This window comes from Sphingomonas turrisvirgatae (genome assembly GCF_001721295.1).
GTDB classification, from domain to species: Bacteria; Pseudomonadota; Alphaproteobacteria; order Sphingomonadales; family Sphingomonadaceae; genus Sphingomonas; species Sphingomonas turrisvirgatae.
This window is the reverse complement of record NZ_MDDS01000025.1, coordinates 31,835-48,853: the sequence shown is the minus strand read 5'-3', so window position 1 is coordinate 48,853 and position 17,019 is coordinate 31,835. Positions and strand designations below refer to the sequence as shown.

The following is a 17,019-nucleotide window of genomic DNA, read 5'->3' as shown; positions in this document are numbered from 1 at the left end:
CCGCCGACGTCCTCTACGCCGCCGCACCACGCGGCTATCTTGTAGAGCTCTATCATAGTGACAGCTGTGTACTATGCTGGACCCACCTAATGCTGCCGAGCCCCCCCACATATAGACCTCTCTATTCGTCGGCACCGTCATACGGGTTGGACAAGCGATTGGTCGTGCGGTTGATCTTGCCGGCAATGACCATGGTCTGGGCATTTTCGAAGCTGGTCAGATCGGTGCTGGCGAGCGTCACCCAGGCAAACAGGTCGATCGTCTTTGCGCCGCCCTTCTCATCCTCGTTCAGCCTGGCGATGTAGTTGGCCTGCCAGTCGAAACCCCAGGCAAGGTAGGACAAGGTGACGATCGCAGTGCCGGCCTGAGGCGAATCCGTCTCGATCGACAGTGTCGGCTTGGCCGAGAGCCCTGGCGGCACGGCGTCATATGCCAGGGCATCGTCCGTGGGGCCGCAATTCAGCACTTCGAACCCGCGCGCTGTCTCGACGATCGCTGCGCCGGCCGGGCCGGACCGGATGATCGCGCGCTCCTCCACAGTCCGGCCTCCGCGCGTGCGCCGCAGCGTCACGGGGCGGGCATAGCCCCGGCTGTAGAGCGAGGCTGCAGAGAGGAGGTCGCCGCCGAGGTTCTTCTCACGCACCCCTTGCGGCAGGCCGGTGACGATCGCGCTCTCGGGCAGGATGCCGGAGGCGACGCCTTCGAAGCGGATCGTTGCGCGTCCCGCCGGAATGCGGATCGTGCGCGTCTCGCTGATCAGCGCATAGCCGCGGAGGCCGTGCCGCCCGATCTTCTCGTCGGCGCTGCGATCGGGCGCGCGATAGATCGTCACCGCGAGGGAATCGGGCGCGGATGAGGTCTGCACCTCCTGTGCGTGTGCTACGCCGTCCAGGATGTGCAGGCTCAGCATGAGCAAGCCCGGCAGGATCGTGCGGAACGCCCGCACCGATCGGCCCCCTCAGTACCGGGTTTCGAAGGTGGCGGTAACGGTCGCATCGCCATTGGCGGGAACGCTTACCTTCCACAGCGCCTCGTCGGCATTGACGCGTTCGCTTGCCAAGGTTTCGTTCAGGATTCTGGTGTCTTTCCACCAGCTGTCGAGCCCGCCTTGCGAGAGTTCGACGCTTACTGGCTCGTCCTTGGCGTTGGTGAGCGTGTAGACCATGGTCGTGCGCCATTTGCTGCTGCCGACGCGCTCGCGCGCTTGCACCACCGACTTGACCTTCACGTCGAACGCCTCGCCGGTCTTGATCGCAATGCGCGAGCCCATTGGGGTATGGCCGATGCCATTCTCGCCGATGAACTGCGGAGCGCCACGCGCGTCGCGCATGTAGATGCGGACAGTGCCGGCGGGCAGCGCATCGCCGAGGCCGCCGTCCTTTGATGACGAGAAACGCAGCACGGTATCGACGCTGCGCGGCTGGTCCTGTCGCCCTAGCCAGGCGTTGCGATAGGCGTAGGCCTTGGCTGCGGGCGCCCCGGCGACATCGAGGAAGCTCACCTGCTTTTGCTGGCGCTGCGCGATCGTGACGCGACCGGCGATGGGATAGACGTAGAAGTCGCCGATCCGCTCGCGGCCAGCCGTCTCGGTTCCCGGCTGCATCAGCGACCCGCGCCCGCCCTGACCACCGCCGCCCGCCACGAGCAGCGTGGTAGCGTTGCGATAGGTCGTGCCGCTGTTGTTGGTGAGCGTCAGCCAACCCTGCACGTCGATCTTGCCGGCCTTTTCGTCGAACAGCACGACATAGTCGGAGCGCCAGCCCATGCCGTAGGTGAGGTAGCTGAGCGTTGCCGGGCGGCTGCCCGCACTGGTGGCGTCGAGCGTGACCGAGAGCGTTGGACGTGCGCGCAGCGAAGCCGGGAGCGTCGGGAACACCACGCGATCTTCCTTCTGAAGGATTTCGATCCGCCCGTTGACCGCGACAACGGCACCCTCGTTATAAGCCAGCACCTTGGCCGGAAGGCTCTGGCCATTGCGGACGATGGTGACGTTCTGGCCGACCGCCTTTTCCATCAACGCCGCGGGGCTCAGCAGGTCGAAATCGAAATTCTGTTCCAGCACGGTCGCCCCGCTGGTGGCGAGGGTCACGGTTTCGGGGCGGATTTGCGCCGCCACGTCGGGAAAGTCCTGGCGCGACTTGCCGGCGGGAAGGCGCAACTCGCGCCTGTCCTGAATCATGGCAATGTTGTTGGTGTAGATGGTGACCGCGACGTCGCCCTGCGCGTTTGGACCCTGCGCGGCCTGCTCGACCGACTGTGCATGGAGGGTGCCGGACAGTGCGGCGCTTGTAGCGGCCAGCGCCATGGTCAGACGTCGCATCCCAGTCCCCCGAACTGCTTGTCCGGGCAGCATCGCCAGCGCCGGCGGCAAGTCAACTGGCAATGCCGCCGCAACGAAAAGGCCGGCCCGTGCGCCACGGACCGGCCTTTATTTTCCTGCCGCGGCAGCCGCTTATTCAGCAGCCTCGGGCTCGCCCTCGACCTTCTTCACCCGGCGGCGGCGCGGCTTGGCTTCGACCACCACTTCGCCCTCGACGCCCAGCGCCGGCGGAAGGATTGCGGCGATGCCGTGATCCGCTGCGATTTCCTCGCTGGCCACGCCCTCCCGGCGCGGACGGCCGCGGCGGCGCGGCTGGTCGCGCAGCGCCTCATCCTCGTTGGCCGGGGCCGGCACGGGCGCCAGTGCGGGTGCTTCGGCCTGCGGCTCGTCTCTGCGATCGGCGCGCTCGCGCCGAGGTTCGCGCTCGTCGCGATCGCGGCGTCCGTCACGATCCCGGCGCGGGCGATCATCACGGGGACGATCATCGCGCTGACGATCTTCGCGTGAGCGGTCCTGACGCGGCTGGCGCTCGTGGCGCTGCTCGTCACCGGCTTCACCCTCGCTGCCGCGCTCGCCCTCGGCACCCTCGTCGCCGAATTCATCGTCATAAAGGTCGATGTCGGTGCTGGGGCGGCGGCCCTGCTGCTGCCCGGGATTCTGCTCCTCGAAGCGCGCACGGCTTTCGGCAAGGACGCGGAAATAATGATCGGCGAACTGCAGATAATATTCCGTGTTGACCCGATCGCCCTGCATCTGCGCATCGCGAGCGAGGTTCTTGTACTTTTCGAGCAACTGGGCAGCGTTGCCGCGCGCGCGGTTGTCGATACGGTTGCCCTGGTTGGGATTGCCGCCACCTTGGCGCTGGCCCTGACCACCACGGCCACGACGGCGACCGTTGTTCGCCTGACGATTGTTCATCAACGTCTGTGTGTCCTGTCCTTACTCAATCCGCCATCGGTCAGATAAGCGATCCCGGATGCGTGTTACACCGCGCGCCGCTTCGGCCCCGTGGGTCCGCAGCGACTTTCCCGCATGGCTGCCGGACAATCAGCAGCGCTCATGCCTGAAGTGGGTCGGCGTTCATTCTCAACGATTTAGGTTGAAACTGCCTGCCCCGAGCCAATCCTTAGCCCGCGCGGCAACTTTCTCCAAGCACTATATTGGGGTGGCGCAGTGATAGTTCAACTTGGCCGACACTGCCCGCGGTCGACCACCCAGATCGCGATGGAGGCAGGCGGTCAGGCCCGCGGCGCCGACCAGGGCGGAGACGGCGTCGCCCTGCGCCCAGCCGGTCTCGAGGATAGCGATGCCACCGGGTGCGAGATGGGCCGAAAGGCGCGGTATGATGCGGCGATAGTCGTCCAGGCCATCTTGGCCCGCGAACAGCGCCTCACCCGGCTCGTGCTCGCGCACTTCAGGCCCAAGCGGTTCGTCGAGGCCGATATAGGGCGGGTTGCACAGGATCAGGTCGAAGCTGCTGCCAACGCCGGCAAACCAGTCTCCCTGCTGCAGCGTCGCGCGATCGGCGAACCCGAGCGCCTCGGCATTGCGACGGGCATAATCGAGCGCGGCCGGCGAGGCGTCGATCCCCAGTCCGGTAGCCCTGGGCCATTCGCTCAGCGCGGCGAACAGCAGCGTGCCCGGCCCGGTGCCGAGGTCGAGGATACGCAACGGGGCGGCGCGATCGGGGAAATGCGCGATCGCCGCCTCGATCAGCGTTTCGCTGTCGGCGCGGGGTACCAGCACGCCCGGGCCGACCTCAAGGTCGATGCTCCAGAAGCCGCGAGTACCGACGATATAGGCAATCGGCTCATGGTTCAGCCGGCGCTCGAGCAACGCGGCGAAACCCGCCGGGGCAGGGTCGCCAAGATGCCCGAGCAGCAGCGCGTCGCGCGTGACGCCCAGGGCGTGTGCCATCAGCAGTTCGGCATCAAGTCGTGGCGTGGCGGAATCGATCCGTGCGGCAGCCTCGGCCAGCGCGGCGCGCACCGTCAGCATGCGGCCCTCACGAATCCAGCGACGCCAGCCGCTCCGCCTCATCCTGCGCGATCAGCGCGCCGAGTAGCTCGTCCATTTCCCCCTCCAGGATTTCGGGCAGACGGTGGAGCGTCAGGTTGATGCGGTGGTCGGTCACGCGGCCCTGCGGAAAGTTGTAGGTGCGAATGCGCTCCGAACGGTCGCCCGAGCCGACCATGGATTTGCGCGCGCCGGAGCGTTCGCTCGACAGGCGCTCACGCTCCTGTTCGTAGAGGCGCGTGCGCAGCACCTGCATCGCCTTGTCGCGGTTCTTGTGCTGGCTGCGCTGGTCCTGCTGCGTGACGACGATCCCGGTGGGCAAGTGCGTGATGCGGATAGCCGAGTCGGTGGTGTTGACGTGTTGTCCGCCGGCGCCGGATGAGCGGTAGATGTCGATCCGCAGATCCTCGTTGCGGATATCGACATCGACTTCTTCGGCTTCGGGCAGCACCGCGACGGTGGCGGCGCTGGTGTGGATGCGCCCGCCGCTTTCGGTGACGGGCACGCGCTGCACACGATGCACGCCGCTTTCGAACTTGAGCTTGGCGAACACGCCCTTGCCGGCCACGCTCGCGACGACTTCCTTGTAGCCGCCGGCTTCCGATGTGGAGGCTGAGATCAACTCGACCTTCCACCCCTGCGCCTCGGCATAGCGCGTGTACATGCGAAGCAAATCGCCCGCGAACAGCGCCGCTTCGTCGCCGCCGGTGCCGGCGCGGATTTCGAGCATCGCGGCGCGCTCGTCGGCGGCGTCGCGGGGGAGGAGGGCGAGGGCTAGGGCATGATCGGCGCGTTCGAGCGCGGCCTCATTCTCGCGCAGTTCCTCTGCCGCCATGGCGCGGAGTTCGGGGTCGCCGTCGCGGCTCATTTCGGCGAGGCTGGCGGCCTCGGCGCGCAGGCGGCGGACTTCCCCGGCGGCGGCGGCGACGGGTTCGAGTTCGGCATATTCCTTCGAGACCGCAACGAAGCGGTCCGACGGCAGGTCGCCGGTCGCCATCATCGCCTGAAGCTCGTCCCGCCGCGCCTCGATCTGGGCGATGCGTTCGGGGGAAATGGTGGTCATGCGGCATGCTCCCGATCGTCACCCCGGCCGCCTGCCGGGGTCCAGGGCTGGGCAAGCGATGCCGTGCCGAAATTGGGCACCATACCCAGCGGCGGGGTGGACCCCGGCACAAGGCCGGGGTGACGGTAAGAAAACATCGTCACGCGATGGTGAAGCCCGCGAGCGCAGTGTCGATCGCCGCGGCATTAGCCCCGTCGCGTAGCGTGCGACGATTAACCGTCGGCGCGTCGTCGCGCACGTCGATCGAGATGATTTCGCTCGGCTCGGCCTTCACCGCTTTGTCATAGCGCTTCTTGGGACTGCCGCTGGCAAAGAGTTCCGCGCTCAGCCCGGCGCGGCGCAGGCGCGCGAGCAGCGCCAGACCCTGGGCTTCATAGCCGGCACGTTCGACGACTACGGCGATATCGGGGCGCTCGGCGGCGGGCGCTTCGGCCAGCATCCCCAGCCGCTCGATCCCGGCGGCCCAGCCCACGCCCGGCGTCTCCGCGCCGCCCAAATTGCCAATCAGGCCGTCATAGCGCCCGCCGGCCAGCACCGTGCCTTGCGCGCCCAGGCGGCCGGTGACGAATTCGAATGCGGTGTGGCGGTAATAGTCGAGCCCGCGCACGAGGCGCGCGTTGCGTGTCCAGGCGACCCCCGCGGCGTCGAGCCCCCTTGTCACGCTCTCAAAGAACGCGCCGGCCTCGCTCGTCAGATACGCGTCGATGTCCGGCGCAGCATCGGCGATCGGGCGGTCGCGCGGATCCTTGCTATCGAGGATGCGCATCGGGTTCTTTTCGAGGCGTGTGAGGCTGTCTTCGCTCAATTCGCCGCGATGCTGTTCGAAATGCGCGACCAGCGCGGCGCGCCATGCCTCGCGCGTTTGCGCGTCGCCCAGCGTATTGAGTTGCAGCGTCACGCCCTCGGCAATGCCGAGTTCGTGGAGCAGCTGATCGGCGAAGGCCAACAGCTCGACATCGGCCTGAGGTTCAGCCGCGCCGATGATCTCGGCATCGATCTGGTGGAACTGGCGATAGCGGCCCTTTTGCGGGCGCTCGTACCGGAACACCGGTCCGTGAGTCGCCAGCTTCAATGGCGCATATTGCTGCCAGCCCTCGGTAATATAGGCGCGGCAAATGCCGGCGGTGAATTCCGGACGCAGCGTCAGCAGTTCGTCGCCACGATCGGGGAAGGTGTACATTTCCTTGGACACGACGTCGCTGGTCTCGCCCATCGAGCGGGCGAAGACGTTGGTCGCTTCAAAGACGGGAACCTGCACCTGCTGGAAGCAGTATAGACGACGCACCTTTTCGAACGCGTCGACCACGCGCGCAAAGCGGCGCTGCTCCTCGCCGAAGATGTCCTGCGTGCCGCGCACGCGCCTGGGGGTTTCGATCCGTGCCATTTCGGCGCGTCATCTATTGGAGCCAGCGGCACAACGCCATAGGGAAGCATGATGACTGAGGTACCTGTTCGTTCGTCCGCGCTGCGCGCCTTTCTCAAGAACGAGGCGGCCGGCGGCATCGTCCTGATCTTTGCCGCCGCACTGGCGCTGATCGTTGCCAATTTGCCGGGGATTTCGGAAGCCTATTTTCATTTGCTGCACTGGGAAACCGGCCCGGTAATCAGCCCGAAATACGGGCCGATGACGATCCATCTGTGGGTCAATGACGCGTTGATGGCTGTGTTCTTTTTCCTGGTGGGGCTCGAGATCAAGCGCGAGTTCGTGGATGGCGAGCTGTCGAGCTGGTCCGCACGGCGCCTGCCAGTGGTTGCCGCTGCGGCGGGTATGATCGTGCCCGCGATCGTCTATCTCTCGATTGCCGGGGGCGGGGGGCTGGCGGCGGGCTGGGCAATCCCCGCCGCAACCGACATCGCCTTTGCGATAGGCGTGCTGGCGTTGCTGGGCAAGCGCGCGCCGACCTCGCTTAAACTGTTTCTCACCACCGTCGCGATCGTCGACGACATGGGCGCGGTGGCGATCATCGCGGTGGCCTATACCGCCAGCATCAGCGGCCTGTGGCTGGCCTTTGCCGGGTTGATCCTCGCCGCAATGTACTGGCTGGGCAAGGCGGGCGTGCGGGCGTTGTGGCCGTTCCTGCTTCTCGCGCTGATCCTGTGGTATTGCGTGTTCCAGTCGGGCGTGCATGCGACGATCGCGGGCGTTGCCGCTGCGCTGGCGGTCCCGATCACCCCATCGCCGGCCGCACCCGATCATCCCGAATCGCCGCTGCATCGGCTGGAGCATGCGCTGGCGCCATGGGTCGCCTTCGGAATCGTGCCGCTGTTCGGCTTTGCCAATGCTGGGGTGAGCCTGGCCGGCATGTCGCCCGCGATCCTGCTCGCGCCCCTGCCGCTGGCCATCGCCGCCGGGCTGTTTCTGGGCAAGCAGGTCGGCATTTTCGGAAGCATCTGGATCGCCGATCGCACCGGCTTTGCCGCGCCGCCGGGCGGGGCGAGCTGGCTGCAGATCTATGGCGTCGCGATGCTGGCCGGCATCGGCTTTACGATGAGCCTGTTCATCGGCGGGCTGGCGTTCCCGGGCAATGAACTGCTGGTTGATGAAGTGAAGATCGGCGTGCTCGCCGGATCGCTGCTCTCCGCGCTGGTCGGCTTTGCCGTGCTGCGCATGGCGCCACAAAAAAATGTCGTGGTGCCGGAACCGGATCGCGGCGAGGGCGTTGTTACCATGCTTGATCGATAAGAAAGAGCATTAGACGAAGCGAACCTTCACGGAACGTATCGTCCAGGGAGCCCCGCCGCTGCATAAGCGACGGGGCTTACTTGTATGAGAATTCAGCCACCAATATTGAGGTTGGTAAACAGAAATTCTCCGCCTGAACAGATGATCGAGACGTTGATGTTGCCTTGAGCCGCGAGCTTGATCGGCACGGTGTTGGAACCTATAGTCGCTGTGCCGCCGCTGTCGCCGAGCGTCACGCTGATCGGATACGTACCGCCCATTCGAAAGTCTTCAATGCTCCCCAGCATCACGGGCTCTTCGGACTTGCCCGCGCGCGTAATCTCCAAGGTCGCCATTACAACTTCGCGCTTCTTGATAACCAGCGCCGTCAGGCCGAGGCGAGCGCGCCAACTTTTGTCGTCGGGTTCGAAATCGATCACGCCGATCGTTGCATATGTTTTCGACGGGAAGATCGCGCGAGGCGAAATCGAGCCGCTCGCTTTGTAGCTGGGTCCTTGCTGGACCGCTTTCAGAACTGAAAAATGTTCTGCTTGAGTATCACAATCATATTCGAGCGTTTGCGCATTGGCGCCGTTGGCGGCGGAGAGGCCGATTAGCGCTGCAATCCAGGCAAGCTTCATGACGGCGATCTCCAATGCTGGTGTACTATCCGTATCACCGAAATCGCGAAGCGAAACAAAAAAGGGCGGCCGCTTCGTAGCCGGCCGCCCTCTCTTATTGTTTTTAAGCCTTACAGCTTCTCAGTCAGTTCGGGCACGATCTTGAAAAGATCGCCGACCAGGCCGACGTCGGCGACCTGGAAGATCGGGGCGTCCTCGTCCTTGTTGATGGCGATGATGACCTTGGAGTCCTTCATGCCGGCAAGGTGCTGGATCGCGCCGGAGATGCCGATCGCGATATAGACTTCGGGCGCGACGATCTTGCCGGTCTGACCGACCTGATAGTCGTTGGGGACATAGCCCGCGTCGACCGCCGCGCGCGATGCGCCGACGCCCGCGCCGAGCTTGTCTGCCAGAGGCTCGATGATCGAGGTGAAGTTCTCACCCGACGCCAGTGCGCGACCGCCCGAGACGATGATCTTGGCCGAGGTGAGTTCGGGGCGCTCGCTCTTGGCGATTTCCGAACCGACGAAGCTCGAAAGCCCCGTATCGCCCTTGCCCGAAACGGCTTCGACTGCAGCGCTGCCGCCTTCGGTCGCGGCCTTGTCGAACGCCGTGCCGCGGATCGTCAGCACCTTCTTGGCGTCGGACGACTTGACCGTGGCGATCGCGTTGCCGGCATAGATCGGGCGGGTGAAGGTGTCGGCGCTTTCGACCGAGAGCACTTCGCTCACCTGCATCACGTCGAGCAGCGCGGCGACGCGCGGCGCGATGTTCTTGCCGGTGGTGGTGGCCGGCGCGACGAACGCGTCATAGCCAGCCATCAGGTCAGCGATCAGCGGCGCGACGTTTTCAGCAAGGCCATGGCCATAGGCTGCATCGTCAGCGAGCAGCACCTTCGAGACACCGGCGATCTTCGCCGCCGCGTCGGCCGCGCCCTGCGCGCCGTGGCCAGCGACCAGCGCGACCACGTCGCCGAGCTTGCCCGCAGCGGTGACGGCGGCCAGCGTCGCGTCCTTTACCGACGCATTGTCATGTTCAACCCAGACGAGAACGCTCATGCCACAACTCCCAGCGTCTTGAGTTTGCCGATCAGTTCATCGACGTCCGCAACCTTGACGCCGGCCTGGCGCTTGGCGGGCTCTTCGACCTTCACGATCGACAGGCGCGGGGTAACGTCGACGCCATAATCCGCGGGCGTCTTCTGCTCCATCGGCTTGGACTTGGCCTTCATGATGTTGGGCAGCGAGGCATAGCGCGGTTCGTTGAGGCGTAGGTCGGTGGTGACGATCGCCGGGGTCTTGAGCTTCACCGTCTCAAGGCCGCCATCGACTTCGCGCGTCACCTCGACACTGTCGCCCGACACTTCGACCTTGCTGGCGAACGTGCCCTGGCCCCAGCCGAGCAGCGCGCCCAGCATCTGGCCGGTCTGGTTGTTGTCGTCGTCAATCGCCTGCTTGCCCAGGATCACCAGACCCGGCTGCTCAGCTTCGGCGACCTTGGCCAGCAGCTTGGCGACGCCCAGCGGCTCGACCTTGTCTTCGCTCACGATCAGAATCGCGCGGTCGGCACCCATCGCGAGCGCCGTGCGCAACGTCTCCTGCGCCTTCTGCTCGCCGATCGAGACCACCACGATCTCGCTCGCCACGCCCTTTTCCTTGAGGCGGATCGCTTCTTCGACCGCGATCTCGTCGAACGGGTTCATGCTCATCTTGACGTTCGCCAGATCGACGCCCGTCCCGTCCGCCTTCACGCGGGGCTTCACATTATAGTCAAGCACTCGCTTGACCGGCACCAGAACTTTCATTGCGTCCTCCGCGTTGTCGCGATCTTTTGCAGTGTTGAGTCTGCACGTTCATTGTCGCAGATATTCGATTTTCGCAAGTCCGGTATGGTAGTTGCTGTTTGCCGTAGCGGAACTCGTGAAAAGCAAAAGGGGGCCGACGCGTTGCCGCGCCGACCCCCCTTCAATGGGTATCGAGGGCGGCGCGATCAAGCAGCCTGCTGGACCTCCGCCACGATCTTCTTGGCCGCATCGCCTAGGTCGTTGGCTGGAACGATCGCCAGGCCCGAATTGGCGAGGATGGCCTTGCCTTCCTCGACGTTGGTGCCTTCGAGGCGGACAACCAGCGGGACCGAGAGGTTCACGTCCTTCGCCGCGGCAACGATGCCCTCGGCGATGATGTCGCACTTCATGATGCCGCCGAAGATGTTGACCAGGATGCCCTTCACGTTCGGGTCGGCGAGGATGATCTTGAACGCCGCCGTCACCTTCTCCTTGTTGGCGCCGCCGCCGACATCGAGGAAGTTGGCCGGGAACATGCCGTTGAGCTTGATGATGTCCATCGTCGCCATGGCAAGGCCGGCGCCGTTCACCATGCAGCCAATATCGCCGTCCAGCTTGATATAGGCGAGGTCGTACTTCGACGCCTCGAGCTCGGCCGGATCTTCCTCGGTCTCGTCGCGCAGTTCCATCAGGTCCTTGTGACGGAACATCGCATTGCCATCGAAGCCGACCTTGGCGTCGAGGACGAGGAGGTTGCCCTGCTCGGTCAGCGCGAGCGGGTTGATCTCGATCTGCGCCGCGTCGGTCGCCTCGAACGCCTTGTACAGCGCGCCGGCGACCTTGGCGGCCTGCTTGGCCTGATCGCCGGTCAGCCCCAGCGCGGCAGCGACAGCGCGGCCGTGATGCGGCTGGAACCCGGTCGCCGGATCGACCGAGAAGGTGTGGATCTTTTCGGGCGTCGAGTGTGCGACTTCCTCGATGTCCATGCCGCCTTCGGTCGACACGACGAAGGCGATTCGGCTGCTGGTGCGATCGACGAGCAGCGCGAGGTAGAATTCCTTGGCGATGTCGGCGCCGTCGGTGATGTACAGGCGGTTGACCTGCTTGCCCGCGTCACCCGTCTGGATCGTCACCAGCGTGTTGCCGAGCATATCCTTGGCATGCGCTTCGACCTCGTCGAGGTTGAAGGCGAGGCGGACGCCGCCCTTGGCGTCCGGACCCAGTTCCTTGAACTTGCCCTTGCCGCGTCCGCCGGCATGGATCTGCGACTTCACGACATAGAGCGGCCCGGGCAGCTGCTTGGCGGCCTCAACCGCTTCCTCGACGGTGAAGGCGGCATGGCCCGCCGCGATCGGCGCGCCATATTTCGCCAGCAGTTCCTTGGCCTGATATTCGTGAATGTTCATCGCAAGCAGTCCTTCGCGTCCGCAGCAAAAATCCCGATGCCTTAAGCACAGCGCAAAGGGGGAATCAAATCGCGAAAGCGATCGATCCCTCATTCGGCATAGATCATCTTCCGCGTCATTCCGCCGTCGACGACGATCTGCTGGCCGGTAATGAAGCCGGCGCCATCGCCGGCGAGGAAGGCGACGGTTGCAGCGATATCCTCGGGCGTGCCGACTCGGCCCACCGGATGTTGCTCGCGATCGATTGGACGGTGCTCGGGCGTTCGGCGCTTCGACGACTTGGCCCAAGGGCCGGTTTCAATCCAGCCCGGCAGGATGGCGTTGGCGCGGATATCAGGGCCAAGGCTGACGGCGAGCGCATGGGCCAGCGCGACCAGCCCGCCCTTGGCCGCAGCATAGGCCTCGGTATCGGGTTCGGATTGCAGCGCGCGAGTCGAGGCGATGAGCACGATCGATCCGCGTCGCTCGCGAAGCAGTGGGATGGCGGCGCGAACCATCAGGAAGGCACCGGTCAAATGGCTGTCCTGCCATTTGCGCCAGTCGGCAAGGCTGAGACGTTCGATCGGGCCGCTCACGGGGTCGGCGAGGCCGGCGTTGCTGACCAACAGATCCAGGCCCGGCGGGTCGCCGCGCTGGCGCGTCCAGTCGGCCAGGGCGGCATAGGCGTCGCGAACCGACGCTTCATCGCCGACATCGGCCTTGTAGGTCAGGAGCGGGCGGGGTGCGTGCGCGGCAGCAAGTTCGCGCAGCGCGGCGCCATCCAAGTCCAGCGCGGCGACTGCCCAGCCATCGCCGAGCAGCCGCTCGACGATGCCGCGGCCAATGCCCTGCGCGCCGCCGGTGACGATTGCGGTCCTGATCGGGGTCGTTGTCATGCGGTCGCAACGCGTGGGTTTGCCCGAAAGTTCGTTTCGTCCGCTGGGGGTTTAACCCCGTGCGGCGATCCGCTACCGGGCGCGAATGCCACCTATCCACACTTGCGACGTCGCCATCATCGGAGGTGGGCTGGCCGGCGGGCTGATCGCGCTGGCGTTGCGCAAGAAGCGCCCCGATCTGGACGTGCGTATCGTGGAAGCAGGCAGTTCGCTTGGCGGCAACCATTTATGGTCATTCTTCGCCAGCGACATCGCGCCGGCCGACCGCTGGCTGATCGCTCCGCTGATCTCCTATGGCTGGACCAGCTACGACGTTGCCTTTCCCGATCATTCGCGGACGTTGAAGGCCGGCTATTATTCGATCGAGTCGGATCGCTTCGACCAGGTCGTGCGCGCCGCAATGCCGAGGGCGGCGGTGATGACGGGGCGCAAGGTGCTGGGGTCGAGCGCGCGTACCGTGATGCTGGTCGGCGGCGAGCGGATCGAAGCGGGCGGCGTCATCGACTGCCGCGGCGCCGCGCATCTCGCCGAACTCGAATGCGGGTGGCAGAAGTTCATCGGACGCGAGCTGGCGCTGGCCGAGCCGCACGATCTGATGCGGCCCATCATCATGGACGCGAGCGTCAAGCAGGTCGATGGCTATCGCTTCGTCTACGCGCTGCCCTTCGCCGCAACGCGAATGTTCGTCGAGGATACCTATTACAGCGATTCGGCCAAGATCGACCGCAAGGCCATCGGCAAGCGGATCGATGCCTGGACGCAGGCGCGCGGGCTCGCGGTCGAGCATATCGCGCGTGAGGAAGTCGGCGCGCTGCCCGTGACGATGGGCGGCGATTTCGAGGCATACTGGATTTCGGGCGGCAACCGCGTGGCGAAGGCGGGGATGCGTGCCGGACTGTTCCACCCGGTGACGGGCTACTCGCTGCCCGACGCGGTGCGCCTTGCCAGCCTGATTGCGCGAACCAGCGACCTGTCGGGCGCCGCGTTGCACGACCTGACGCTCGGCTATGCGCGCAAACAGTGGAAGGCGCGCGGCTATTACCGGATGCTGTCCCGCATGCTGTTCCGCGCCGCAGAGCCGGCGGAACGCTATCGCATTCTCGAGCGCTTCTACCGGCTGGACGCAGGGCTCATCGCGCGCTTCTATGCCGGCCAGTCCAGCCTGCTGGATCGCGCGCGGGTGCTGGCCGGCAAGCCGCCGGTGCCGGTCGGACGCGCGATTGCCGCAATTCGGGGGAATGCCAAGTGAAACGGGCTGTGGTGATCGGGGCAGGGTTCGGCGGGCTGGCGCTCGGCATCCGCCTTCAGTCGGCGGGCGTGGATACGACGATCGTCGAGGCGCGGGACAAGCCCGGCGGGCGTGCTTATTATTGGGAGAAGGATGGCTTTACCTTCGACGCTGGGCCGACGGTGATCACCGCGCCCGAGGCGCTGGAGGAATTGTGGGCACTATCCGGCCATCGCATGGCTGACGACGTGACGCTGAAGGAAGTAAACCCCTTCTATCGCCTCAACTGGCCCGACGGCACGAATTTCGACTATACCAATGACGACAGCGTGCTGCTGGGCGAGATCGCAAAGCTCGATCCCGGCGATATCGAAGGGTATCGAAGGTTCCTGACCTATTCGGCCGGCGTCTATCGCGAAGGCTATGAGAAGCTTGGTCATGTCGCCTTTCTTGACTTCGGGTCGATGCTGAAGGCGGCGCCGGCGCTGGCCAAATATCAGGCATGGCGCAGCGTCTATTCGATGGTTTCGAGCTTCGTGAAGAACGAGAAGCTGCGCGAGGCGCTCTCGTTCCACACGCTGCTGGTCGGCGGCAATCCGATGACGACCAGCGCGATCTATGCGTTGATTCACAAGCTGGAGCGTGATGGCGGCGTGTGGTTCGCGATGGGCGGCACCAATCGGCTGGTTGCGGGCATGGTTCGGCATTTCGAACGGCTGGGCGGGGTGTTGCGGCTGGCCGATCCGGTCGCGCAGATCGAAACGCTGGGCGAGCGCGCGACGGCGGTGACGACTCAAAGCGGCGCGCGGTTCGAGGCGGATATGGTCGCGAGCAACGCCGATATCGTGCACAGCTATCGCGACCTGCTTAAGGGTTCGCGCAGCGCGCAGCGCACCGCGGACCGGCTGGAGAAGAAGCGCTTCTCCCCCTCGCTGTTTGTCGTCCATTTCGGTATCCAGGGTAGCTGGCCGGGCATTCCGCACCACATGATCCTGTTCGGGCCGCGCTATCGCGAACTGCTCGCCGATATTTACGACACCGGCGTTCTGAGCAGCGATTTCTCGCTTTATCTTCACCACCCGACCGTCACCGATCCGTCGATGGCGCCGGAGGGGCATTCGACCTTCTACGCGCTGGCGCCGGTGCCGCACATGGGCAAGTTCCCCGGCGACTGGAGCGAAGTCGCCCCCATCCTGGAGAAACGCATCCTCGATGAGGTAGGGCGACGGCTCATACCCGATATTCATTCGCGGATCGTGACCAAGTTCAGCTATGCGCCGAGCGATTTCCAGCAGGACCTCGCCGCCTATCAAGGCAGCGCGTTCAGCCTGGAGCCAGTGCTGACGCAGAGCGCCTATTTCCGTGCGCACAATCGCGACGATTCGATCGAGAACCTGTATTTTGTCGGGGCCGGCACGCATCCCGGTGCTGGCATCCCCGGCGTGGTGGGCAGTGCCAAGGCCACCGCCGCGCTGATGCTGGAGCAAGCATGACCACCTCTCCCCTGAAGCGCCTAGCCATCTATTGCGGGTCGGCAACGCCAAGCGACCCGGTGTATATCGAAAATGCACGGTTTGTCGGACGCAGCCTGGCCGAGCGTGGCATCGGCGTCGTCTATGGCGGCGGTCGGCTGGGCCTGATGGGCGCTGTCGCCGACTCGGCACTGGGGGCTGGCGGCGAAGTGATCGGGGTGATCCCGCAGGCGCTGGTCGACGCCGAAGTCGCGCATCGCGGCTGCACCGAATTGCACGTTGTCGACACGATGCATCAACGCAAACAGGCGTTCACCGATATTGCCGATGGCTTCATCACCTTGCCCGGCGGCACCGGCACGATGGACGAATTGTGGGAAGCGATGAGCTGGGCGCAAATTGGCTATCATGCCAAGCCGGTCGGGCTGCTCAACGTCGCTGGCTATTATGACGGCCTGATCGAATTCGTCGCGAAGATGGGCGATGTCGGCTTTATGCGGCCGCAACACCGCAACCTCCTGATCGTCGACCACAGCCTTGAAGGGCTGTTGCAGCAGATGGCCCATCACGTTCCATCGATCCCGATCGGCCAGATCGACAAAAAGGACCTGTGATACTGGTGCCGTCCCGTGCATCGGTCGTCGCCGCGGCCGAAGAGAGCATCGCGCGCGGATCAAAGAGTTTCGCTGCCGCGAGCAAGCTGTTTGACCGTGAGACGCGCGAGCGCGCGTGGCTGCTCTATGCCTGGTGCCGCGAATGCGACGATCTGGCCGATGGGCAGGTGCTGGGGCATGACGCGCAGGTCGTTGAAGACCCCGCCGCGCGGCTGGCGCAGATCCGCGAACTGACCGATCGCGCCCTGGCCGGGGAATGGACCGGGCAGCCGGCGTTCGACGCGCTCAAGATCGTGGCGGAAGAGACGCGCATGCCGCACCGCTTCGCGCACGATCTGGTTGAGGGGTTCGCGCTGGATGCCAGGGGGTGGATGCCGCGCAGCGAGGACGATCTGCTGCGTTATTGCTATCACGTCGCCGGTGCCGTCGGCTGCATGATGGCCGTGGTGATGGGCGTGGATCCTGATGATGACGCGACGCTCGATCGCGCTTGCGACCTGGGGCTGGCATTCCAATTGGCCAATATCGCGCGCGATATCGAAGCCGACGACCGGATCGGGCGCTGCTACTTGCCGGTCGATTGGCTGGTCGAGATGGATATCCCGCCCGGCCAGCATATGAAGCCGCCTTTTCGACCGCGGCTTGTCGTCATCGCCAGATGGCTGGGCGAGATGGCCGAGGCTTATGGTGCGAGTGCGCGGATCGGCACGTCGGCACTGTCGTTCCGCTCGGCCTGGGCGGTGCTGGCGGCCGCGGGCATCTATGGCGACATCGCGCGCGAGGTGGTGCGGCGCGGCGCGCATGCCTGGGATCATCGCGCCGGCACGAGCGGGTGGCAAAAGGCCGGCTGGATCGCCAAGGCGGGAGGGCAGGCGGCGCTGCGAAATCGGCTGTATCGGCCTGAGCCTCGACCCGCCGATCTGTGGACGCGGCCGGGACGCTAAGTCGGCTGGTACG

17 protein-coding genes are annotated in these 17,019 nt (G+C 65.1%); 5 read left to right on the top strand and 12 right to left on the bottom strand.

Annotated features, from left to right (window positions below; all coding sequences use genetic code 11):
- Positions 1–121: 121 nt before the first annotated feature.
- From BFL28_RS11160 to hisS, 7 genes are all read right to left on the bottom strand, one after another.
- Positions 122–946: a DUF4139 domain-containing protein gene (locus tag BFL28_RS11160; RefSeq protein WP_069320645.1), complete on the bottom strand. Its 825-nt coding sequence runs from the start codon at positions 944–946 to the stop codon at positions 122–124.
- 12 nt (positions 947–958) lie between these two features.
- Entirely contained in the window at positions 959–2,320 is a 1,362-nt protein-coding gene (locus BFL28_RS11155; protein WP_069320644.1) for a DUF4139 domain-containing protein, read from the bottom strand.
- 132 nt (positions 2,321–2,452) lie between these two features.
- Positions 2,453–3,238: a DUF4167 domain-containing protein gene (locus BFL28_RS11150; RefSeq protein ID WP_338152252.1), complete on the bottom strand. Its 786-nt coding sequence runs from the start codon at positions 3,236–3,238 to the stop codon at positions 2,453–2,455.
- A gap of 237 nt (positions 3,239–3,475) precedes the next feature.
- On the bottom strand, positions 3,476–4,318 hold the full coding sequence (prmC, locus tag BFL28_RS11145; RefSeq protein WP_069320652.1) for a peptide chain release factor N(5)-glutamine methyltransferase: 843 nt from the start codon (positions 4,316–4,318) through the stop codon (positions 3,476–3,478).
- A 7-nt stretch (positions 4,319–4,325) separates the two neighbouring features.
- Entirely contained in the window at positions 4,326–5,399 is a 1,074-nt protein-coding gene (gene prfA / locus BFL28_RS11140) for a peptide chain release factor 1 (protein WP_069320642.1), read from the bottom strand.
- Positions 5,396–5,536 carry a hypothetical protein gene (locus BFL28_RS21125; RefSeq protein WP_173655727.1) on the bottom strand — a complete coding sequence of 47 codons (141 nt, stop codon included), beginning with the start codon at positions 5,534–5,536 and terminating at the stop codon, positions 5,396–5,398. Before BFL28_RS21125 ends, prfA begins: the two co-directional genes overlap by 4 nt.
- Before the next feature lie 2 nt (positions 5,537–5,538).
- The gene (gene hisS / locus BFL28_RS11135; protein WP_069320641.1) at positions 5,539–6,783 is read right to left on the bottom strand and encodes a histidine--tRNA ligase; all 1,245 of its coding nucleotides are present in this window, start codon (positions 6,781–6,783) and stop codon (positions 5,539–5,541) included.
- A gap of 51 nt (positions 6,784–6,834) precedes the next feature.
- Between hisS and nhaA the strand changes: the two genes are divergently transcribed.
- Positions 6,835–8,082, top strand: a complete 1,248-nt coding sequence (gene nhaA, locus BFL28_RS11130) for a Na+/H+ antiporter NhaA (protein WP_079247080.1) — start codon at positions 6,835–6,837, stop codon at positions 8,080–8,082.
- Positions 8,083–8,174: 92 nt separating this feature from the next.
- Here the strand turns inward: nhaA and BFL28_RS11125 are convergent, their stop codons facing one another.
- From BFL28_RS11125 to BFL28_RS11105, 5 genes are all read right to left on the bottom strand, one after another.
- Positions 8,175–8,702 (bottom strand): hypothetical protein, encoded by a 528-nt coding sequence (locus BFL28_RS11125; protein WP_131818631.1) that lies wholly within the window; start codon positions 8,700–8,702, stop codon positions 8,175–8,177.
- A 110-nt stretch (positions 8,703–8,812) separates the two neighbouring features.
- Entirely contained in the window at positions 8,813–9,742 is a 930-nt protein-coding gene (locus tag BFL28_RS11120) for an electron transfer flavoprotein subunit alpha/FixB family protein (RefSeq protein ID WP_069320638.1), read from the bottom strand.
- Positions 9,739–10,488 carry an electron transfer flavoprotein subunit beta/FixA family protein gene (locus BFL28_RS11115; protein ID WP_069320637.1) on the bottom strand — a complete coding sequence of 250 codons (750 nt, stop codon included), beginning with the start codon at positions 10,486–10,488 and terminating at the stop codon, positions 9,739–9,741. The genes BFL28_RS11120 and BFL28_RS11115 overlap by 4 nt, the downstream gene beginning before the upstream one ends.
- 185 nt (positions 10,489–10,673) lie before the next feature.
- A complete protein-coding gene (gene sucC / locus BFL28_RS11110) occupies positions 10,674–11,873 on the bottom strand; it encodes an ADP-forming succinate--CoA ligase subunit beta (protein ID WP_069320636.1) in 1,200 nt (399 codons plus the stop codon).
- Between the two features lie 89 nt (positions 11,874–11,962).
- Entirely contained in the window at positions 11,963–12,748 is a 786-nt protein-coding gene (locus BFL28_RS11105; RefSeq protein ID WP_069320635.1) for an SDR family oxidoreductase, read from the bottom strand.
- Positions 12,749–12,833: 85 nt separating this feature from the next.
- On the opposite strand from BFL28_RS11105, the gene crtY reads away from it, so the two are divergent.
- Genes crtY through BFL28_RS11085 form a run of 4 tightly spaced genes read left to right on the top strand, consistent with a single transcriptional unit; the run spans position 12,834 to position 17,006 of the window.
- Positions 12,834–13,997, top strand: a complete 1,164-nt coding sequence (gene crtY / locus BFL28_RS11100) for a lycopene beta-cyclase CrtY (protein WP_069320634.1) — start codon at positions 12,834–12,836, stop codon at positions 13,995–13,997.
- Positions 13,994–15,469: a phytoene desaturase gene (locus BFL28_RS11095; protein ID WP_069320633.1), complete on the top strand. Its 1,476-nt coding sequence runs from the start codon at positions 13,994–13,996 to the stop codon at positions 15,467–15,469. Before crtY ends, BFL28_RS11095 begins: the two co-directional genes overlap by 4 nt.
- A gap of 11 nt (positions 15,470–15,480) precedes the next feature.
- The gene (locus BFL28_RS11090) at positions 15,481–16,062 is read left to right on the top strand and encodes an LOG family protein (RefSeq protein ID WP_069320650.1); all 582 of its coding nucleotides are present in this window, start codon (positions 15,481–15,483) and stop codon (positions 16,060–16,062) included.
- A gap of 5 nt (positions 16,063–16,067) precedes the next feature.
- Positions 16,068–17,006: a phytoene/squalene synthase family protein gene (locus BFL28_RS11085; RefSeq protein ID WP_069320651.1), complete on the top strand. Its 939-nt coding sequence runs from the start codon at positions 16,068–16,070 to the stop codon at positions 17,004–17,006.
- Positions 17,007–17,019 lie beyond the last annotated feature (13 nt).